At 71.6% G+C, this 19,703-nt stretch carries 24 protein-coding genes; 11 read left to right on the plus strand and 13 right to left on the minus strand.

Annotated features, from left to right (window positions below):
- Positions 1-1,407 (plus strand): chitinase (locus tag N5D62_RS24480; RefSeq protein ID WP_279760585.1); only part of this gene is annotated, 1,407 nt, incomplete at its 5' end.
- Positions 1,408-1,606: 199 nt separating this feature from the next.
- Here N5D62_RS24480 and N5D62_RS24485 read toward each other — a convergent pair.
- The 11 genes from N5D62_RS24485 to mltG form a co-directional block, all read right to left on the minus strand.
- Complete coding sequence (locus N5D62_RS24485) at positions 1,607-2,155, minus strand: hypothetical protein (RefSeq protein ID WP_279760586.1); 549 nt, start codon at positions 2,153-2,155, stop codon at positions 1,607-1,609.
- Between the two features lie 62 nt (positions 2,156-2,217).
- A complete protein-coding gene (locus N5D62_RS24490; protein WP_083525687.1) occupies positions 2,218-2,379 on the minus strand; it encodes a DUF1328 domain-containing protein in 162 nt (53 codons plus the stop codon).
- Positions 2,380-2,574: 195 nt separating this feature from the next.
- Positions 2,575-3,285 (minus strand): hypothetical protein, encoded by a 711-nt coding sequence (locus tag N5D62_RS24495; protein ID WP_279760588.1) that lies wholly within the window; start codon positions 3,283-3,285, stop codon positions 2,575-2,577.
- Between the two features lie 26 nt (positions 3,286-3,311).
- Positions 3,312-3,968 (minus strand): OmpA family protein, encoded by a 657-nt coding sequence (locus tag N5D62_RS24500; RefSeq protein WP_279760589.1) that lies wholly within the window; start codon positions 3,966-3,968, stop codon positions 3,312-3,314.
- Between the two features lie 161 nt (positions 3,969-4,129).
- Positions 4,130-4,396 carry a hypothetical protein gene (locus N5D62_RS24505; protein WP_279760590.1) on the minus strand — a complete coding sequence of 89 codons (267 nt, stop codon included), beginning with the start codon at positions 4,394-4,396 and terminating at the stop codon, positions 4,130-4,132.
- A gap of 173 nt (positions 4,397-4,569) precedes the next feature.
- Positions 4,570-5,322: an ankyrin repeat domain-containing protein gene (locus N5D62_RS24510; RefSeq protein ID WP_279760591.1), complete on the minus strand. Its 753-nt coding sequence runs from the start codon at positions 5,320-5,322 to the stop codon at positions 4,570-4,572.
- Positions 5,319-6,104: a TatD family hydrolase gene (locus tag N5D62_RS24515; protein ID WP_279760592.1), complete on the minus strand. Its 786-nt coding sequence runs from the start codon at positions 6,102-6,104 to the stop codon at positions 5,319-5,321. Before N5D62_RS24515 ends, N5D62_RS24510 begins: the two co-directional genes overlap by 4 nt.
- A gap of 100 nt (positions 6,105-6,204) precedes the next feature.
- A complete protein-coding gene (locus N5D62_RS24520; protein WP_279760631.1) occupies positions 6,205-6,594 on the minus strand; it encodes a PilZ domain-containing protein in 390 nt (129 codons plus the stop codon).
- A 116-nt stretch (positions 6,595-6,710) separates the two neighbouring features.
- Positions 6,711-7,769: a DNA polymerase III subunit delta' gene (locus tag N5D62_RS24525; RefSeq protein WP_279760593.1), complete on the minus strand. Its 1,059-nt coding sequence runs from the start codon at positions 7,767-7,769 to the stop codon at positions 6,711-6,713.
- The gene (gene tmk / locus N5D62_RS24530) at positions 7,763-8,374 is read right to left on the minus strand and encodes a dTMP kinase (protein WP_279760594.1); all 612 of its coding nucleotides are present in this window, start codon (positions 8,372-8,374) and stop codon (positions 7,763-7,765) included. Before tmk ends, N5D62_RS24525 begins: the two co-directional genes overlap by 7 nt.
- A 39-nt stretch (positions 8,375-8,413) precedes the next feature.
- The gene (gene mltG / locus N5D62_RS24535) at positions 8,414-9,385 is read right to left on the minus strand and encodes an endolytic transglycosylase MltG (RefSeq protein ID WP_279760595.1); all 972 of its coding nucleotides are present in this window, start codon (positions 9,383-9,385) and stop codon (positions 8,414-8,416) included.
- Positions 9,386-9,519: 134 nt separating this feature from the next.
- Between mltG and N5D62_RS24540 the strand changes: the two genes are divergently transcribed.
- From N5D62_RS24540 to N5D62_RS24555, 4 genes are all read left to right on the plus strand, one after another.
- Positions 9,520-10,497 carry a folate-binding protein gene (locus N5D62_RS24540; protein WP_279760596.1) on the plus strand — a complete coding sequence of 326 codons (978 nt, stop codon included), beginning with the start codon at positions 9,520-9,522 and terminating at the stop codon, positions 10,495-10,497.
- Positions 10,494-10,829: a DUF4936 family protein gene (locus tag N5D62_RS24545; RefSeq protein WP_279760597.1), complete on the plus strand. Its 336-nt coding sequence runs from the start codon at positions 10,494-10,496 to the stop codon at positions 10,827-10,829. Before N5D62_RS24540 ends, N5D62_RS24545 begins: the two co-directional genes overlap by 4 nt.
- A complete protein-coding gene (ybaL, locus tag N5D62_RS24550) occupies positions 10,829-12,559 on the plus strand; it encodes a YbaL family putative K(+) efflux transporter (RefSeq protein WP_279760598.1) in 1,731 nt (576 codons plus the stop codon). The genes N5D62_RS24545 and ybaL overlap by 1 nt, the downstream gene beginning before the upstream one ends.
- Positions 12,560-12,746: 187 nt before the next feature.
- Positions 12,747-13,967: a hypothetical protein gene (locus N5D62_RS24555; protein ID WP_279760599.1), complete on the plus strand. Its 1,221-nt coding sequence runs from the start codon at positions 12,747-12,749 to the stop codon at positions 13,965-13,967.
- 4 nt (positions 13,968-13,971) lie between these two features.
- Here the strand turns inward: N5D62_RS24555 and N5D62_RS24560 are convergent, their stop codons facing one another.
- Positions 13,972-15,246: an Ig-like domain-containing protein gene (locus tag N5D62_RS24560; RefSeq protein ID WP_279760600.1), complete on the minus strand. Its 1,275-nt coding sequence runs from the start codon at positions 15,244-15,246 to the stop codon at positions 13,972-13,974.
- A 194-nt stretch (positions 15,247-15,440) separates the two neighbouring features.
- Here N5D62_RS24560 and N5D62_RS24565 point away from each other — a divergent pair, with 194 nt between their 5' ends.
- From N5D62_RS24565 to N5D62_RS24585, 5 genes are all read left to right on the plus strand, one after another.
- Entirely contained in the window at positions 15,441-15,971 is a 531-nt protein-coding gene (locus tag N5D62_RS24565) for a MarR family transcriptional regulator (RefSeq protein ID WP_279760601.1), read from the plus strand.
- A 78-nt stretch (positions 15,972-16,049) separates the two neighbouring features.
- A complete protein-coding gene (locus N5D62_RS24570) occupies positions 16,050-16,547 on the plus strand; it encodes a DUF393 domain-containing protein (protein WP_279760602.1) in 498 nt (165 codons plus the stop codon).
- 4 nt (positions 16,548-16,551) lie between these two features.
- The gene (locus N5D62_RS24575; RefSeq protein WP_279760603.1) at positions 16,552-17,415 is read left to right on the plus strand and encodes an NAD-dependent epimerase/dehydratase family protein; all 864 of its coding nucleotides are present in this window, start codon (positions 16,552-16,554) and stop codon (positions 17,413-17,415) included.
- Positions 17,397-17,786, plus strand: coding sequence for a DoxX-like family protein (locus N5D62_RS24580; RefSeq protein WP_279760604.1), 390 nt, complete (start codon positions 17,397-17,399; stop codon positions 17,784-17,786). Before N5D62_RS24575 ends, N5D62_RS24580 begins: the two co-directional genes overlap by 19 nt.
- Positions 17,787-17,869: 83 nt before the next feature.
- Complete coding sequence (locus N5D62_RS24585) at positions 17,870-18,346, plus strand: DUF2269 domain-containing protein (protein WP_279760605.1); 477 nt, start codon at positions 17,870-17,872, stop codon at positions 18,344-18,346.
- Between the two features lie 22 nt (positions 18,347-18,368).
- Here the strand turns inward: N5D62_RS24585 and N5D62_RS24590 are convergent, their stop codons facing one another.
- Entirely contained in the window at positions 18,369-19,100 is a 732-nt protein-coding gene (locus N5D62_RS24590) for a hypothetical protein (protein ID WP_279760606.1), read from the minus strand.
- 104 nt (positions 19,101-19,204) lie between these two features.
- Between N5D62_RS24590 and N5D62_RS24595 the strand changes: the two genes are divergently transcribed.
- Complete coding sequence (locus tag N5D62_RS24595; protein ID WP_279760632.1) at positions 19,205-19,699, plus strand: GAF domain-containing protein; 495 nt, start codon at positions 19,205-19,207, stop codon at positions 19,697-19,699.
- Positions 19,700-19,703 lie beyond the last annotated feature (4 nt).

The following is a 19,703-nucleotide window of genomic DNA, read 5'->3' on the forward strand; positions in this document are numbered from 1 at the left end:
CCTGGCACGCCTCCGAGCACGACGCCGGACCCGACGCCCGGCACGCCTCCGGGCACCACGCCTGATCCGACGCCCGGCACGCCTCCGGGCACCACGCCGGATCCCGCGCCCGGCACGCCTCCCGAAGATCCGCCGTCGGACAAACCCTCCTTGGACATCTCCATCGACAAGCTGCCACCCCGGCCGGAAGGCGCCAACCCCACCCTGCCGCGCGGCACGCCGATCGTCCCGCCCGTGATCGCCACCGAGGCGGCCAGCGTCCTGTCCGCGCCGGCGCCGTCCGGTGAGACCGGCAGCGCGCTGCCGGCCACGGGCTACGCCTTCCTGCGCCAGGTCACCGCGGCCGACTGGAACTGGCTGTTCCCGTTGCGCGCGGGCCGGCATGTCGAAGGCGCCGGCAAGCGCAACGCGCCGCCGTTCGCGACCCGCGACGGCGCGAAGGACGTCTTCACGCTGGAAGCGTTCCAGCGGGCGGTGCTCGAGTACAACCGCTGGGCCCAGGTCAACGGCTACAAACAGTTCCTGAACGAGGGCACGCGCAAGCAGCAGGGCCAGGAGTTCGTCGCGTTCTGGGCCAAGGCCTCGCGTGAGACCTCCGGGACCTGGGCGGGCGCGCCGGCACCGTGGATCGAGCGCTATCGCGATCGCCATGGCGTCGTCACCTCGGTCTGGAAGGGCGCGCTCCACCGGGCCGAGCAGGCCGGCTACAGCACCGCCGCGGACGGCAGCAGCCCGGCGCTGGGCTACATCGATCCCGCGTCGCGCACCTATCCGGCCGTCCCCGGACGCTCGTACCACGGCCGCGGCATCGTCCAGCTGAGCTGGAACTACAACTACGGCGCCTTCTCGGCCTGGCTGCATGACCATGGGCTGATGCGCGATGTCGTCACCTCCCGCGACACCCTGCTGGCGCGTCCCGACCTGCTGGCCACGCACGGCCCGCTGTCGATGCTGTCCGGCATCTGGTTCTGGATGACGCCGCAAGGCGCGATGCCCTCGTCGCACGACGTGCTGTATGGCGACGTGACCAAGACCTCCGCGGGAGGCCACGATCCCGGCCTGCCGGCGCTGCGCATCGGCGTGACGGTGGGCGGCCAGACCGTCGGACCGGTCGCCGCGGGCGACACCAGTGACGAAGGCGTGATGGCGTACCGCCTGGGCACGCTGACCAACATCTTCAACGGCGGCCTGGAGTGCAACAGCGTCGGGTCCTGGCACCCGGGCGCGGCCCAGCGGATCAGCTACTACAACGCGTACGCCACCTACTTCAACGAGAAGCTGGACGGGCTCGGCGTGACCCGCGTGTCCAAGGCGACGGACATCTGGACCGCGAGGATCTCGTCCCGCTCGGACGAGACCGTGCAGAGCGCCACCTGCTTCAACCAGAAGGCCTACTACGCCTGGTGACGCTCGCCCGCCGCTCCCGGCGATGAGCCAAAGAAAAACGGCGCCCTTCGGGGCGCCGTTTCAGTTGGTGTCGACAGGGGGATCCGGGCGATGTTCGAGTTGTCGGCCCGGATCCGCCGGTTCAACGTCAGGCGCGGCCCGGTGGGATCCGGCCACGCCCCCCACCGGGGGTTGAAAGCGGGGTGCGTCGTGCCGCGGGTCAGCGCTGGTTGTAGCGCGCCTTGGCCGAGTTCACGCACACGTCCTTGGCATCGCCGGACAGCGTGTTGCACTTATCCGAGGCCAGCTTGTAGTCCGCCTTGACCCGGGTGTCCTCGGCGTCGTCGACGGCGGCGGCGACCTTCTTGTTCATCTTCAGCTCGGCCTTGGCCTTTTCATAGGACGTCTTGGCCTCGCGCTGGCAGAGGTCCTTGGCCTCGCCCGAACGGTCGTCGCAGCGCTCCTTGGCCACGTCGTAGCGCGCCTCGTAGCGGGTCTCGATCAGCTTGGCCTCGTCCTTGGCGTTGCCGCTGTAGTTGTATTCGAGCTGCGCCAGCGCCACGTCCTCACGGCCCTTGGCTTCCTTGACGCAGATGTCCTTGGCATTGCCGGACAGCTTGTCGCACGCATCCTTGTCGACCTTGTAGGTCTTCTTGATGTCGTCCTTGGCGCCGTCGTAGACGGACTTGGAGAAGTTGGCGGCTTGCGCCATGCCGGCGCACAGGCTCAGCGCGGCGGCGATCAGGGCGGCGGTAGCGGGCTTGTTCATGGCCTTCCTTTCGTTGTTGTGGAACGGGGCTTGACGTCAATGCGGCGCGGCTGGGGCGCTCGTCACTTTCGCAACAGGCTCATCACGAAGGTCGCGACGGCCATGATCACGAAGACGAAGAAAAGGATCTTGGCGATGCTCGCGGCGCCGGCGGCGATCCCGCCGAAGCCGAACAGCGCGGCGATCAGGGCAATGACGAAGAAGACGACGGCGTAGTGCAGCATCCTGGTTCTCCTGCGCGGCACCGTGCCGCGATGGAATGACTGTAGGGAACCGGCCGGTCGCCGCGGGCAGTCCCGGGCCGCGACGCCGCGTCGGAGCGCCAACCGACGCGCTGTAGGAGGCGACCTACCGACGCCTCGAGGACAAGAAAAAAGCCGGCTCGCGCCGGCTTTGCTGTGTGGGGGAAGGCTCGCGCCTCACCAGGTCTTCTGGAAGGTCACGCCCACGCGGCCGCCACGCGGCCGGAACGTCAGCGAGGACTGCCCGCTGAGCTCCATCCGGAAGCCCTTGCGCAGGTCCGCATAGGGCTTGCGGCTGTTGAAGACCAGGCCCACCCGCAGCTGGCGGGCGTCATGGTTGGCGAGGCCGGGGACGTTGAGGTCGTCGATCTGCGATCGCGTGGCATCGACCAGCGGCGTCTGCACGAACGCATGCGAGCGCGGGCCCGTCGGCATCGCCAGGCCGACGAGGACGCCGGCATCGCCGGCCGCGCCCGGCCGCAGGTTCTGGTAGGGCGTCGAGTACAGGCCGCCGCCGATCGCCGTGCCACGCTGCTCCACGCCGACGCCGAGCCTCAGCCCGCTGCCGGACCAGGGCTTGGCCCACAGCATCGTCTGCGTCGCCTGGGGCGCGCGCCCATGCCAGCCGGCGACGCCGGCCGACTGGTTCGCGGTGGCCAGGGGCTCGGCCGCGTTGCGGGTGACGGTGTAGCGCGAACCGCCGGACGATTCCCGCAACGACTGGCGCAGCGGCTGCCGCGTTCGCTCGGACAAGGGCCGGCCGCTGAGCTCGACGCTGTCGTCGAGCGAGGCCGGCGTGGCTTCGGCGGCGGGCGCCGCCTGCGCCAGCGTCAGGGCGACGGGCGCGAAGGCGGCGAGGACAAGGATCCGGGGGCAAAGGACAGTCATGGCTCAACTCCCGTTCTTGGTACAGCTTAGGACGCGGGTTGCGACAGGAAGATCTCGATCCGACGATTGGCGGCCCGGCCGGGCTCGGTGGCATTGCTCGCCACGGGCTGACGTCCGCCGCGGCCCTCGACCAGCACGCGGCCGCGACGCACGCCGTGCTGGACCAGGTATTCGCGCACCGACTCCGCCCGGTCCTGCGACAGCGGCCCGTTGACCGCGTCGCCGGCGGCGCTGTCGGTGTGGCCGACGATGGTCACGCGCACGGAGTCGTCCAGGCCGCGACTGACTTCGTCCAGCACCGGCCGCAGCGCCTGGCGGAGATCGGCGCGGCCGGTCTCGAAGGTCGCATCGGTCGGCACGGTCAGCTTGAGCTGGTTGTCGGTGGTGCGGGCAACGGCGATGCCCGTGCCGGCGCCGGCGCGGGTGATCGCATCGCGCCGCTCGTCCATCCAGGACGACCAGCGGTTGCCCGCGACGACATCCGGCGCGGCGCCCGGCAGGCTGCCCGGCGCGGTATTCGAGGGGGAAGCGGCGGTCCCGGCGCGGCCGCCCTGGGTCGCGCAGCCGCCCAGCGTCAGCAGCAGCGCGATCGCCAGGACCGGCAGGCTGGCCGCCGCGAGTCGCCGCCAGCGGCGATCCAGGTCGGCGGAAGCGGGGGCGGCGAAGACGCGGGGGCGGCGCATGACTGTCTCTCCATGAAGGCGGGGGTCTCGATCACACGATACGAGCGACCTGGGTGAGTGTCATGCTAGGGAGATCGCGGGGCGGCGGGTGTAGTCGGCCGGCGGAAGCGCGAGTCAGACGGAACCGACAAGCGAATCGATCCTTGCCGCGGCAGCGATCGTCAGGCACCGAACGCCACGCCCTCGTCGGACACGTCGTCCAGCGGCGGCAGGTCGGCCTCGGTCAGCTCGGTGGCGTCGATTTCCTCGTCGAAACGGGCCTGGTCGGCGGCGCCGCGGTGCGCGATCAGCGGCTTGTCCAGCGGGCGGTAGATCCGGCTGCGCAGGCGGGCCAGGCGTTCGGAGCCGGCGACCTCATGGGCGACGCGGGCCGGGTCCAGCAGCATCGCGAACGGGTTGGCGGCGAGGTCTTGGGTCGAGGTCAGCATGTCGGTCTCCAGGGGATTCGGTTGATTCCAGGGGGCCTGTGCGCGGGGCTTCGAAGGCCGCCGACACCGTGTCGGCATGGAATGAACTGTAGAGACCGGCCGGGTCCGCCAACAGTGGGCGGCCGGCCAAACGGCGTGTCAGACGGATTCCTAGGGGAATGCCAGCAAGCGCCTCACGGCGCCGTGCGGGCGGCGGCCTTCGCGCGGGTCCGGGCGAGCTGGGCGAGCTTGTCGGCCATCTCGTCCTGCCCGGCGCGGCGGGCGAAATCGGCGGCCGTCATCCGATGGTCGTTCTCCAGCGAGGCGTCGGCGCCGGCGGCGATCAGGACCTCCGCGCCGCTGAGCCCGCCGTAGCCGGCGGCCATCATCAGCGGCGTCGTGCCGTTGGGCGAACGCGCGTCGACCTCGGCGCCCTGCGCCAGCAGCCAGCGCACGAGGTGCTCGTTCGGGCCGGCGGCCGCGTAGTGCAGCGCCGACCAGCCCGGCTCGTTGACCAGCGCGCCGCGTTTCACCAGGGCCTGCGCCCATTCCAGCCGGCCCTTGATCGCGGCCAGCATCAGCGGCGTCTCGCCGGCCTGGTTGATCGCGTTGACGTCGGTGGCGGGGCTTTGCAGCAGGGTCTCGAAGGCCTTGGCGGACTCCTCGCGGATCGCCACGTGCAGCGCGGTGTTGCGCTGGGCGTCGCGGACGTTCGGGTCGACGCCGGCCAGCAGCAGCTTCATGACGGTGCTGGCGTGGTCGTTGCGCGTGGCGACATGCAGTTCGGGCGGCGGCCCGGCGTCGCTGGCCGCGGGCGCCGCGGGCGGCGTTCCGAAACGCCCCTGCGCCGACGCCGGCGTGACGACCAGCATCGCGGCCGCCAGGGCGGCCATGACCGTGGCCGTCAACGCGAGCGGCCGCGCGGGCCGGACCGGCGCCCGGCTCATGCCGCCTCCGGCAGCCGGAACAGGCGCCGCGTGTTGGCGGTGCACTGCGCGGCCAGGGTCTCGACCGGCACGCCGCGCACCTCGGCGACCAGCTTGGCCACGTGCGGCACGTAGGCCGGCTGGTTCAGCTTGCCGCGGTACGGCACCGGCGCCAGGTAGGGGCTGTCGGTCTCGATGAGGATCCGGTCGTCGGGCACGATCCGGGCGACCTCGCGCAGGTCGGCGGCGTTCTTGAAGGTCACGATCCCGGAGAACGAGATGTGGAACCCCAGGTCCAGCGCCGCCCGGGCGACGTCCATCGTCTCGGTGAAGCAGTGCACCACGCCGCCGGGCTCGCCGGCCTGCTCCTCGCGCATCAGCCGCAGCGTGTCCTCGGCGGCCGAACGGGTATGGATCACCAGCGGCTTGCCGGTGCGCCGCGCGGCGCGGATGTGGTTGCGGAAGCGCTCGCGCTGCCATTCCATCTGCTCGACGGTGCGGCCGTTGAGGCGGTAGTAGTCCAGGCCGGTCTCGCCGATGGCGACGACCTTCGGATGCGCCGCGCCAGCGACCAGTTCGTCGACGGACGGCTCATGCACCTCGTCGCTGTCGGGATGGACGCCGACGGTGGCGAACAGCGGCGCATGCGCGTCGGCCAGCGCGCGGACCTCGGGGAACTCCTCCATCGTCGTGCAGATGCAGACGGCCTGCGCGACCTGGGCCGCGTCCATCGCGGCGAGCAGTTCGGGCAGCTGGGACTTGAGCTCGGGGAAGCTCAGGTGGCAGTGGGAATCGATGTACATCGCAACAACTCGCCCGGATCCGCCCCGGAAAGCGCGACGCCGCGCGAGGCGGCGTCGAAGTCGGCGTCGAGGCGGCGGCCCCCTCGCGGCGGCCGCTCGCTCAGATCGTCTGCGTCGGCTTGGCCGAGGAGATCGCCGTGCCGAGCAACTCCTCGATCTTGAGCTTGATCAGCCGGGTCTTCTCGTCGCCGGGGAAGCGCACGCCGACGCCCTGCGTGCGGCCGCCCGAGGCGTTGGCCGGCGTCAGCCAGGCGACCTTGCCGGCGACCGGGTAGCGATTGGGATCCTCGGGCAGCGTCATCAGCAGGTAGATGTCCTCGCCGAGCTTGTATTCCCGCGTCGTCGGGACGAACACGCCGCCCTCCGAGAAGATCGGGATGTAGGCCGCGTAGAGCGCGCCCTTTTCCTTGAACACCAGTTGGATCACGCTGGGCCGGGCGCTGCCGGACGGGGCCGGCGCAGGCGCGGACGCGGGCGATGTGGGGTTCATCGGTTTCAGGCTGAGTTCGCTCATGGGGGGCGAGTCTACTCGCCGGAGGCGGCCGTCAAGACGGCATTACCAGGCATTACCAGCCTGTCCCAGGCATTCCGCGCCATGACCGCGCATCACCTCGCGGGGCGCATCGCCTGTTGCCCCTGGGCCACCAGCGACTCCATCAGCAGCCCGGCGTTGAGCGGGTGGTCGGCATGCCGCGCCGCCTGCTGCAGCACCTTGGCCCACTGCTCGAGCGCCGCGCGCACCGCCGGCAGCTTGGGCAGCGCGTCGCGCGGGAAGTAGGCCGGCCCGGCCCCGTGGGCGATGCGCATCAGGTCGTGCACCAGGCGCTGCATCGCCGCGATCGAGCGGGGCACCGGCCAGTCGGTCAGCGCCGACGCCTCGCCCTTGGCGATCCGCCGCGGCAGCTCCAGCCAGGTCTTGGCGGCGATGCCCTCCTCGCTCCACTGCAGCGCCTCCTGCGGCCGCCCGCCGGTGGCGTCCAGCAGCACGCCCGGCTGGTCGACGCCCTGCCCCGCCAGCCAGGCCAGCGCCGCGTCGCGCGCGGGCAGCGCCATCTGCAGCGGCTGGCAGCGGCTGCGGATCGTCGGCAGCAGCTGCTGCGGCGCGGCGCTCGCCAGCACGAAGCGCAGCAGCCCGGCCGGTTCCTCCAGCGTCTTGAGCAGCGCGTTGGCGGCGACCATGTTCAGCGCCTCCGCCGGATAGACGACGACCACCTTGGCCTTGCCGCGCGCCGCGCTCACCTGCGCGAACGACAGCATCTGCCGCACCGCCTCGATCTTGATCTCGCGGCTGGGCTTGGTCTTGCTCGCCTTGGCGCCGCCGCCCTCGCCCTCGGCCTCCATCGCGCCGAATCCCAGCGGTTCGCGCAGCGCCTCGGGCAGCAGCACCTGGAAGTCGGGATGCGACCGGGAGCGCAGCAGGTGGCAACTCGGGCAGCGGCCGCAGCCGGGCTGGTCCGTTCCGGCGCGGCCCTCGCAGAGCCAGGCCTGCGCCAGCAGCAGCGCCAGGTCGAACTGGCCGACGCCCGCCGGCCCCTGCAGCAGCAGCGCATGGCTGCGCCCCTGCGTCAGCGCCTGGTGCAGCGGCGCGGCGAGCCAGGGCAGCGGCAACTGGCCGCCGTCGGCGAGCGCGGCGCCCTCGTCCGCTCCGATCGCGGCGGTCACCATCCCCGGCGCTCCAGTTCGGCGCGGATCTGGGCGGCGACGCCCTCGATCGTGTCGCCGGCGTCGATGCGCGCGATCCGGTCCGGCGCGGCCTCGGCCCGGCGGCGGTAGCCGTCACGGACGCGGGCGAAGAAATCCAGGTCCAGTTGCTCCAGCCGGTCCGCGTCGCGCGCCTGGGCGCGGCGGCCGGCGGCGATCGCCGGGTCGACATCGAACCAGAAGGTCAGGTCCGGCTCGCGCCCCTGCTGCACCCACTGGGCCAGCGTCGTCAGCACCTGCCAGTCCATGCCGCGGCCGCCGCCTTGATAGGCGAAGCTCGCGTCGGTGAAGCGGTCGCACAGCACGGTCTGGCCCAGCGCCAGCGCCGGTGCGATCACGCGCTGCACATGGTCGCGGCGCGCCGCGAAGACGAGCAGCGCCTCGGTCAGCCCGTCCATGTCCTGGTGCAGGAACAGCCCGCGCAGCGACTCGGCCAGCGGCGTGCCGCCGGGCTCGCGGGTCTGGACCAGCTCGGCGCCGCACTGGCGCAGGTGCTGGGCGACGGACTCGACATGGGTGGACTTGCCCGCCCCGTCGATGCCCTCGAAGGTGATGAATCGACCGCTCACGCGTGATGCTCTTTTCGGAAAAAGCGAAGCGCGGGCGCCTCAGCGGCCGCGCTGGTACTTGTTGACCGCGCGATTATGCGCGGCGAGGTCCTCGCTGAACTGGCTCGTGCCGTCGCCGCGCGACACGAAGTACAGCGCCTTGGACGGCGTCGGATGCAGCGCCGCCTGCAGCGCCGCCAGGCCCGGCATCGCGATCGGCGTCGGCGGCAGCCCGCCGCGGGTGTAGGTGTTGAACGGCGTGTCGGCCAGCAGGTGGCCCTTGCGCAGGTTGCCGTCGAAGTCGGTGCCCAGCCCGTAGATCACCGTCGGATCGGTCTGCAGCGGCATGCCGGCCTTGAGCCGGTTGACGAACACCGCCGCGACCAGCCCGCGGTCGGCGGCCGCGCCGGTTTCCTTCTCGACGATCGAGGCCAGGATCAGCGCCTCGTCCGCGTTCTTCAGCGGCAGCCCGTCGCCGCGGCCCGACCAGGCGCTCTCCAGCCGCTTGTGCATCAGCGCATGGGCGCGCTTGAGCACGGTCAGGTCGCTGACGCCGCGGCTGTAGGCATAGGTGTCTGGGAAGAAGCGCCCCTCGGCCGGCTGGCCCGGCGCGCCGATGGCCGCCATGACCTGGTCGTCGGTCATTCCGGCGGTGGCCTGCTTGAGCGACGGCGCGGCGGCGATCGCGGCGCGCAGCTGGCGGAAGTTCCAGCCTTCGATGATGCGCAGCTGCTCCAGCGTCTGGTCGCCGCGGACCATCTTGTCCAGCAGCTCGCGCGGCGTGATGCCGGCATGGACCTCGTAGCTGCCGGCGCGGATCTTGCGCGCCTGGCCGGAATAACGGAACCACGCGTACAGGAAACGCGGATCGGTCTGCAGCCCGGCCAGGACCCAGGCCTGCGCGACCTGCTGGGGCGGCGTGCCGGGTTCGATCGAGAGCTCGACGCTCGGTTTTTCCAGCGCCAGCGGCGCCTGCAGCCACCACCAGACCGCACCGCCGGCGGCGCCGGCCAGCACGATCGCCGCGACCATCGCGGACAGCAGCCAGCGTCCGATCCGGCCCGCCTGTTTTCTCGGCTTCCTCGCTGCGTGGCGAGCGTTGTTCTTCGCGCGTGACAAGACCCGTCGCCCTTCGTGAAATGCGGGGGCTGATGATAATCGGCCCCATGATCGAAGACCTCCACCACGCCTCGCCGCCCGTGCCGTCCTCGGCGCTGGGCGCCGTCCGTCTCGCCGACTGGGGCGTGATCCGCGCCCAGGGCGAGGACGCCGCCAAGTTCCTGCACTCCCAGCTGACGCAAGACCTGGCCCTGCAGACGCCCGCGCAGGCGCGGCTGGCGGGCTACTGCTCGGCCAAGGGCCGGCTGCTGGCGACGATGCTGGCGGTCAAGCCCGACGAGCAATCGGTGCTCCTGGCGCTGCCCGCCGAGGTGCTGCCGGCGACGGTGAAGCGGCTGTCGATGTTCGTCCTGCGGGCCAAGTGCAAGCTCAGCGACGACAGCGCCGCCTGGGCCGTGTGGGGCCTGTCCGGCGCCCAGGCGCGCGACTGGCTGGGCGCGGCGGCGCCGGCCCAGGTCTGGGCGGTCGGCCGCCTGGCGCTGGCCGACGGCCGCGAGGCGCTGGCCACGCGGCTGCCCGACGACGGCCTCACGCCCCGCTTCCTGCTGCTGCAACCGGCCGACGCGGCGGTGCCGGCGCTCTCCCCGATCGATCCCGAGGAATGGCACGGCCTGGACGTGACCGCCGGGCTGGCCTGGATCCGTCAAGGCACGGTGGAGCAGTTCGTGCCCCAGATGCTGAACCTGGAACTGGTGGGCGGCGTGAACTTCCAGAAGGGCTGCTACCCGGGCCAGGAGGTCGTCGCGCGCAGCCAGTACCGCGGCACGGTCAAGCGGCGCACTCACCTGTTCGCGCTGGACGGCACCGATGCCGACGCGACGCCCGGCCAGGAGATCTTCCACAGCGGCGATCCCGAGCAGCCCGCCGGCATGGTCGCCGGCTTCGGCCGGCTCGAGGGCCGTCCGCTGCTGCTGGCCGAGGTGAAGCTGGCCGCGCTGGAGTCCGGCACGCTGCACCTGGGCAGCGCGCAAGGCGCCGTCCTGACCCCTCGTCCCCTGCCCTACGCCATTGGAGAACCGGAATGACTGCCTCGCCGCCGACGCGGACCGCCGCCGCCCCTCCCGACCGCTCGACCGGCGCGCCGGTCGAGCTCTACGTCTACTACCGGGTCCACACGGACCACCTGGCGGCCGCGCTGGCCGCCTTCGAACAGGCGCGGGACGCGCGGCCGGTGCGGCTGCTGCGGCGCCATGACAACGATCCGGTCTTCCAGACCTGGATGGAGATCTACGGCCCCGAGCTGCCCGACGCGGCGGACGCGGAGCGCGGGATCGCCGCCGCCCTGGCCACCTTCGCCCAGGGCCCCCGTCACCGCGAGGCCTTCGCCGCGCTCGCCGGTCCGGGAGCGGCACGCTGATGGAACACAACGTCTCCCTGATCTCGACGCTGGCGGCGGGCTTCGGCCTGGCGCTGATCCTGGGTTTCATCGCCGAGCGGATGCGGCTGCCGGCGCTGGTCGGTTACCTGCTGGCCGGCATCGCGATCGGCCCGGCCACGCCGGGCTTCGTCGCCGATGTCGGCATCGCCGCGCAGCTGTCCGAAATCGGCGTGATGCTGCTGATGTTCGGCGTGGGCCTGCACTTCTCGCTGAAGGACCTGATGGCGGTCAAGCGCATCGCGCTGCCGGGCGCCGTCGTCCAGATGAGCGCCGCGACGCTGCTGGGCGTGGGCCTGGCGATGTGGTGGGGATGGAGCACCGGCGCGGCGCTGGTGTTCGGGCTGTCGCTGTCGTGCGCCAGCACCGTGGTGCTGCTCAAGGCGCTGGAGGCGCGCGGCACGCTGGAGTCGGCCAACGGCCGCATCGCGGTGGGCTGGCTGGTGGTCGAGGACCTGGCCACGGTGCTGATCCTGGTGCTGCTGCCGCCGCTGGCGCCGGTGCTGGGCGGCAACACGCAGGGCGCCACGGACGCGCCGCTGTGGCAGACCATCGCCGAGACGCTGGCGCAGATGGCCGCGTTCGTCGTGCTGATGCTGGTGGTCGGGCGGCGCGTGCTGCCGTGGCTGCTGTGGCAGGTGGCGCGCACCGGCTCGCGCGAGCTGTTCACGCTGATGGTGATCGCGGTGGCGATCGGCATCGCCTATGGCGCCTCCGAGCTGTTCCACGTCTCCTTCGCGCTGGGCGCCTTCTTCGCCGGCACGGTGATGCGCGAGTCCGAGTACAGCCACCGCGCCGCGCAGGAATCGCTGCCGCTGCGGGACTCGTTCTCGGTGCTGTTCTTCGTGTCGGTGGGCATGCTGTTCGATCCGATGACCCTGGTGGAACAGCCGCTGCACCTGCTGGGCGTGGTCGCGATCGTGATGCTGGGCAAGGCGGTCGCGGCGACCGCCATCGTGATCCTGTTCCGCTACCCGCTGAACACGGCGATGACGGTGTCGGCGAGCCTGGCGCAAATCGGGGAGTTCAGCTTCATCCTGGCCGGGCTGGGCCTGCAACTGGGCCTGCTGCCCAAGGCCGGCATGAACCTGGTGCTGGCCGCGGCGCTGATCTCGATCGCGCTGAACCCGGTGATGTTCGCGATGATCCGGCCGATCCAGAAATGGGTGCTGAGCCGCTCGGCGTTCGCGCGCCGGCTGGAGGCGCGGGACGATCCGTTCGCCGAGCTGCCGCAGACCACCGAGCGTCAGTACCTGGAAGGCCAGGTGGTGTTGGTGGGCTTCGGCCGCGTGGGCCGGCGCATCGCCGACGTGCTGACCGAGCGCGGCATCCCGTTCGTCGTCGCGGACCAGGGCCGCGAGACCGTCGAGGCGCTGCGCAAGCGCGGCCTGGCGGCGGTCAGCGGCGACGCCAGCGATCCGATGGTGCTGGTCCAGGCCCACATCGCCAACGCGGCGATGCTGGTGGTGGCGGTGCCCGACTCGATGAAGGCCCGGCAGATGGCCGACACGGCGCGGCAGTTGAATCCCGGCATCGAGGTCGTGCTGCGCACCCATGGCGAGGAGGAATCCGCCCTGCTGCGCAAGGAAGGCCTGGGCACCGTGTTCTACGGCGAGGAGGAACTCGCCAAGGGCATGAGCCGGCACGTGCTGCAGCGCTTCAACGCGCCGCTGCCCGAGGAGCTGTCGCCGCTGGCGAGCCCGGCGCATTGAGGCCCGTGCCTCGAGGGCCGTCCGTCGGGGCCGGCGCCTCGAGGCCCGCCGCGCTTCCCGGCGGGCGCCTCGGCAGCAATCGCCGCTTTACATCGTCCCCCTAGCGTCGCGGCCCATGATCCAAGCGCCTGCTTCTTCCGTTCCCACCCCGTCCATCGCCCCCGCGGGTTCGATGGCGCCGGCGCCGATGCCGGCCGTCGCCTCCCCTTCCCTGCCACGCGCCGCCCTCCGGTCCTGGTCGCTGGCCGGCGCCGCGGTGCTCGGCGCGTCGCTGCTGCTCGCCGGCTGCGGCGGTGGGCCGCCGAAGGCGCGGGTCGAGGAACAGCAGCAGCAACACGCGTTCGAGTCGCGCGGCTACGCGCCCTCGGGCGAGGCGGTGACGGTGCAGGCGCTGTCCTGGCGCCTGCGCGGCGAGGACGTGCGCCTGAGCCTGGCGACGCCGACGAGCGCCGCCGCCGCGCCCCGGCCGGTGGTGCTGTACCTGCCGGGACTGGGCGAGTCCGAGACCGCCGGCATCCGCTGGCGCCGCGCCTGGGCGGCGGCCGGCTACGCGGTGCTGTCGCTGCAGCCGCTGGACGACGACGCCACCGCCTGGTCGTCGGAGCTGGCGCGCTCGGCGGAGTTCACCGAACTCGGCCGGCGCCATTACGCCGAGGCGCAGATGCGCCGCCGGCTGGCGCGGCTGGACGAGCTGCTGGCCGAAGCGCAGCGCCTGGGCCGCCAGGGCGAGATGCCGTGGCGCTCGCTCGACTGGTCCAGGACGGTGGTGGCGGGGTATGAACTCGGCGCGCAGCTGGCGCTGGCGCTCGCGGGCGAACGGCAGCCGGACGGCACGACGCTGGCGCTGCCGACGCTCCGCCCGGTGGCGGCGATCGTCATCAGCCCGCAGGTCTTCGCGACGCCGGATCCGGCGCGCTATCGCGACATCGCCATCCCGGTGCTCGGCCTGACCGGGCCGGACGACGGCGACGTGCTCGGCCTGGTGCGCGAGTTGCGCTGGCGCGAGGCGCCGTTCGCCGCGATGCCGGCCGGCCGCGGCTGGCTGCTGAGCGCCGCGGAGGTGCGGCATGCCGCGTTCGGCGGCAACGAGCCGCGGCCCGAGGACGTCGAGCGCGAGCTCAAGCGCGTGCGCGCGGCCGAGGACCAGGCGCAGTCGCAGCCCCAAGGCCGCCGGGGCGGCGGCATGCGCGGCGGCCGCGGTGAGATGCCGACGCGGATGGCGCCGGTGCCGGCCTTGCCGGACTACCGGCAGCTGCATGAACAGCAGCTGGGCCTGATCGCGGCGCAGCAGGTCAGCGTGGCCTTCCTGGACCGGCAGCTCAAGCAGGCCGAGCCCGCTCGCGCCTGGCTCGCCGGGCCGGCGCGCGACTGGCTGGGCCGCGTCGCGACGCTGACCGGCGCGCGCTGATCCGTCAGAGCACCGGCGGCGACTGGTGCGGGAGCGGCTCCTGGGACAGCGCATGCGAGGCGGGCCCCGCGTCCAGGTAGATGTGCTCCATGAACTTGGTGTTGCTCGTGTTGCCCGCCCTGTCGAAGAAGGTCATCACCAGGGTGTTGGCGCCGGGCGAAAACACGGTATGCGGCACTTCGCCTCGTCCTGACCCCTCGCCCTTGACCATGGCCTCCGTCGGTTTTGCCGGATCCTCCTCCCCTTTCGCCACCCAGAACTTCCAGTCCACGCGGTCTTCCTTGGGATCGACCTGGATGGTGGCATCCCGTGTCCAGTCGTACGGGACCGTCGGCGACTGCGGCAGATCCCTCCCCTCGTTCGTCACCTTCCGGCCACTTGGAAACTTCAGCCCGACCCAGCCGTGATCGTCGGCGGGCGGCCGGGTGTCGAGCTCGAAGTCGAACGCGGACTGGCTGACGACACGTCCCGACGCATCGAGCGCCTCGACCTGGACCGTGTGTCTCCCATCGTCCGGGAACCATTCGCGAGGGATGCCCTGACCCTTGCCGTCGTGCATTGCTCCCCCGTCGATGGCGAACCGCCAGGCCTTGTGGTGCGCGGGATCCCAGCCGAGGAGCTTCAACGCCGCATTGTTGGTGTAGCGGTCGTTCTTGTCGCTGCCGGTGTCGTCGACAAGCGCGACGTCGATCTGTGGCGAATGGGGCTTGGGGTCGACGATCGGCGTCGGATCGACGATCGGTCCCGGATCGACGACGAGGTCAGGCCCCAAGACCGCACCCGGATCGACGACGGGCGTCGGATCGACGACCGGATCGGGATCGACGGTGGGCGTCGGATCGACGATGGATTTCCGCTCGACGACCGGCTCGGGCGCGACGGCCGGCGTCGGGTCGATGCCCCGCTCCGGCGCCACGGGTGCAACCGGCTTCACCGGAGTTACCGGGGCCACTGGTGTCACTGGTTGGATCGGTTGAACCGGCTGAATCGACGCCTTCGTCTCCCCGACCCCAGGCGTCTCCCTGCTCGCCCCTGCCCAATCGCTCGCAGACCCGCCGTGGCCCGCGGACAGCGCCGCCCACGCCGTCACGAGGCCCGCGCCCGCCAAGGGCAGGACCGCGCTGGATTCATCGTCCGAGGGTGCTCCGGCGTCCCGGGCCGGCGCCGACTCCCGCTCCGCCCCCGGCGATCGCGCCGGACCTTCGATCTCCTGGTCCGCGGCCTCCTCGACCCGTCGCTTGCGCGCTGCCGCGGTCTTCACCTTTGCATCCATCGTCATGTCACGGGGACTCCCCTGTTGAAACGCAGGAAGTATCGAAATCCCCGCCCTGAAAGGCATTCGCCCCGAGCTGCGCCCGGATGTCGATACCCGCCCGATCCCGGGCAGTCCCACCCCGATGCCCGCCATGCCGATTCGCTCTCGCCACTAATTTCTGTGTTGACAGAAATTTCTGTCACGCTACAGTCGCTCGCATGGAACTGACCGACACCGCCCGCCGCTTCGTCCTCCACTGGGGCGAGATGGGCAGCGCCTGGGGCGTGAACCGCACCGTGGCGCAGATCCACGCCCTGCTCTATTTCCACGGCCGGCCGCTGAACGCGGAAGAGCTGGCCGAGACGCTCTCGGTGGCGCGCTCCAACGTCAGCACCAGCCTGAAGGAACTGCAGAGCTGGAACCTGATCCGCGTGACCCACGTGCTGGGCGACCGCCGCGACTATTTCGAGACAACGGCCGATGTGTGGGAGCTGCTCCGGACCATCGTGCGCGAACGCAAGCACCGCGAGTTCGACCCCACGGTGCGGATGCTGTCCGAGCTGGTCGCCGAGGACGGTTTCAAGGACGAATCCCCCGACGCCCAGGACCGCGTGCGCGACTGCCTGCGCCTGATGCAGACGCTGGGCGCCTGGTCGGAGGAGATGATGCGGCTCTCGCCGTCGACGCTGGAGAAGGTGCTCAAGCTCGGCGCGAGCGTCCAGCGCTTCGTGCGCGGGGACGGGACCTGACCGGTCCCTTTTTTTGACCAAGAATTTCTGTTTCTACTGAAATATCGAACAGCCATGACCTGGCAAGGAGGACAAGCGATGCGAGCCGTTCACCCCGAAGGTCCGAGCCCCGATCCCGCGGTCTATCCGCTGACGCTCTACTTCGATGGCGCCTGCCCCATCTGCCACGGCGAGATGCACAACCTGATGCTGCGCAACGAGGCCGGGCTGCTTCGCTTCGTGGACATCTCGACGCCGGGCTTCTCGGAGGTCCCGCCCGGTACCGACCTGCGGGCGCTGATGGACCTGATGCATGCGCGACGCGCCGACGGCCGGCTGGCGATCGGCGCCGAGGCGATCCGCCTGGCCTATCGCGGCGCGCGGCTCGACGGGCTCGCGCGCGTGATGGACCTGCCGCTGCTGCGCACCTTCTGCGACCGGGCCTATCCGGTCCTCGCCCGCAACCGCTATCGCATTCCGCGACCGGTCGTGCGGCTGGTCTTCGAGACGGCGCTTCGCCGCGCCGCCGAACGCCGTGCCGGGCGCTCGCCCTGCCGCGACGGCGCCTGCGACCTGCCGTCGCCTCGCCAGGAGTGAGGCCATGAACGTCCTGCTCTGCGGCGCCAGCGGCTTCATCGGCCGGGCGATCGCGCACGCGCTGCGCGAGGCCGGCCATCAGGTCGTCGAGGGCCGTTCCGCGACGATGGACTTCGCCACCAGCCTGGACCCGGCCACGTGGGCGCCGCGGCTGGAGGGCATCGACGCGGTGATCAACGCCGTCGGCGTGCTGCGCGACACGCCCGAGCGCCCGATCGACGCGCTGCATCACCGCGCGCCGGCCGCGCTGTTCCAGGCCTGCGCCGATCGCGGCGTGCGGCGCGTGATCCAGATCTCCGCGCTCGGCATCGAGGGCAACGGCACGCGCTACGCCACGACCAAGCGCGCAGCCGACGCCGCGCTGCTGGCGCTGCACCGCGCGGGCCGGCTGGACGTGACGATCGTGCGGCCCAGCATCGTCTTCGGCCGCGCCGGCGCCAGCAGCCGGATGTTCATGGCGCTGGCACGCCTGCCGGTCCTGATGCTGCCCGCGGAGGCCGCGCGCGCCCGCGTGCAGCCGCTGACGGTGCACGACCTCGGCCAGGCCTGCGCCGCGCTGGTCGCGCTCAAGGGCCCGGAGCTGATGGAGGCGGTCGGGCCGCGCGCGCTGACGCTGGGGGATTTCATCGTCGAGCTGCGGCGCCAACTGGGCCGCCTCCCGGCCTGGCGGCTGACGCTGCCGGCGGCGCTGAGCCCCTGGAGCGCGCGTCTCGGCGACCTGCTGCCCTTCCTGCCCTGGGGGAGCGAGACGCTGTCGCTGCTGCGGACGGACAACACCGGCGACGCGTCGCGCCTGCAATCGCTGCTGACGCGGCCGGCGACACCGATCGAACGTTTCGTGGAGGCCGCATGGGCATCGGGCGAGTGAATTTCCGGCATCGGCGCACGCGCGTCGTGGCGCGGGGCGCGCTGGTCGCGCTGTGGCTGGTGACGGCCGCGGTCAGCCTGATCGGGCTCGACGGCCAGAGCCGCGCGCTGATGGCGGCGGCCGGCACGCCGGCGGACTGGATCGCGCCGGTCGTCGTGGCGGGCGCGCTGGCGGACCTGCTGATCGGGCTGGCGATGTGGCGCTGGCACCGGCGCTGGGTCTACCGGCTGGCGGGCGCGACGATGCTCGTCATGACGGCGGTGGCGACGCTGATCCTGCCGGCGCTGTGGCTGGACCCGCTGGGCTGCCTGACCAAGAACCTGCCCGTGGCGATCCTGCTGCTGATCCTGGACGAGGACGCGCCGGCCTGAGGTCGTCCCGTTCCTCGACGCCTGGCCCCGCGGCTTCGTCCCTCGCTTCATCCACCGCCGACAACAAGACCCCGGAGGACCTCATGAACAGTTATCTCGTGATCAAGTGGCTGCACATCGTGTCGAGCGTGCTGCTGGCGGGCACCGGCTTCGGCTCGGCGTTCTACCTGTTCTTCGCCAACCGCAGCGGCTCGCTGCCGGCGCAGGCGGTGGTGGCGCGGCTGGTCAAGCGGGCGGACCTGTGGTTCACGACGCCGGCGGTGATCGTGCAGCCGGTGACCGGCGTGTGGCTGGCGTCGCAGGCCGGCTGGCCGCTGGACACGCCGTGGCTGGCGCTGTCGATCGGGCTCTACCTGGTGGCCGGCGCCTGCTGGCTGCCGGTGCTGTGGCTGCAGATCCAGCTGTCGCGGATGGCCGACCAGGCGCTGGCCAGCGGCCAGCCGCTGCCGCCGCGCTACTGGCGCTTCGCGCGCTGGTGGGAAGGCCTGGGCTACCCGGCCTTCCTCGCGGTGCTGGTCGTCTTCTACCTGATGGTCAACAAGCCGATGTTGTGGGGCTAAGCCGAGAAGTGGCGCCGGGTGCTTACTCCACGAACAGGGTGTAAGTCACGGCCTGCGACATTCCCGGCAACGCACCGCCGAAACTCAGCGTGTGACGGCCACGCGGCAGGGGCTTGAGCATCACGTAATAACCGTTGGACGCGGACGGATAGAGCCGCGCGCCGCTCGGATGCCGGGTCCAGGCGTTGAAGCATTCCGGGCTGGCCTGGCGATGGCGTTGAAGTCGGTCGTATCGCACGCCGTCGATCTCCAGCACCAGCAACTCCGCGCCGTCGGTGATGCGCTCGGCATCGCTCACCACCTTCGCACAAGTGGGTTGCCCCTGGCGCGTCGGCACGACGACGTAGTTGATCAACGGAAAAAACAGGTACTTGTCGGCGGGCACGCGGCAGGTCCGCATCGTCCGTGCCGTGCCGTAGGTGCCGGCGAGGAAGAAGACATCGCCGTTCTGCCGGTTGCCGCACTGCAATCCAGTGCGGTCGGCGACCGGGCTGGTGTCGTTGTCGAAGGACATCGCCCACTCCCACCAGCGCTGCGACCACGCAGCCTGGGACACCCATCCCACCTGCTCATCGGGTCCCAACAGCAGCGAGGCCGCCTCGACCGCTGGCATACCGGTGGATGGGGCCTCGGCCCTGGCCTGCGCCGGCGAAGGGTCCGGCGTCGCGCCCGCCGCAGTCGTGCCGGCGGCGGCCATTGCCATTCCGATCGCGGCCGTCGCAGCCGCCGATTGCCATCGTGCGTTCATCGTCATGAATCCCTCGCCCCCTGGAAGCGGGCGCATTCTCGCCGCGTTGAACGACACCGTGGACATGACCTCCGCCACAATCCCGCCCCATGAGTTTCGACCCCACCCCGATGCTGGACATGGCCAGCCCCGAAGCCAAGCGCGCCTCCTACGACACGCTGGTCGCGCAGACGCAGGCGCTGCTGCACGGCGAGCGCGACCGGATCGCCAACCTGGCGCAGTTCGCGGCCCTCGTCTTCAACGCCGTGCCGACGCTGAACTGGGCCGGCTTCTACCTGGTGAACCCCGCCGACGGCCAGGAACTGGTGCTCGGCCCGTTCCAGGGCAAGGTCGCCTGCGTGCGCATCGCCTTCAGCCGCGGCGTCTGCGGCGCCTGCGCGCGCACGCGCGAGGTCCAGTTGGTGGAAGACGTCCACGCCTTCCCCGGCCACATCGCCTGCGACGCGGCCTCGCGCTCGGAGCTGGTGTTGCCGGTCGTGGCCGGCGGCGCGCTGCGCGGCGTGTTCGACCTGGACAGCCCCGAGCCCGCCCGCTTCGACGCGATCGACGCCGAGGGCTTCCAGCGCGCGCTGGCCGTGCTGGTCGCCGGCACCGACTGGACCTGAGCCC

The sequence above is a fragment of the Mitsuaria sp. GD03876 genome (assembly GCF_029840635.1).
Lineage (GTDB): Bacteria > Pseudomonadota > Gammaproteobacteria > Burkholderiales > Burkholderiaceae_C > Roseateles.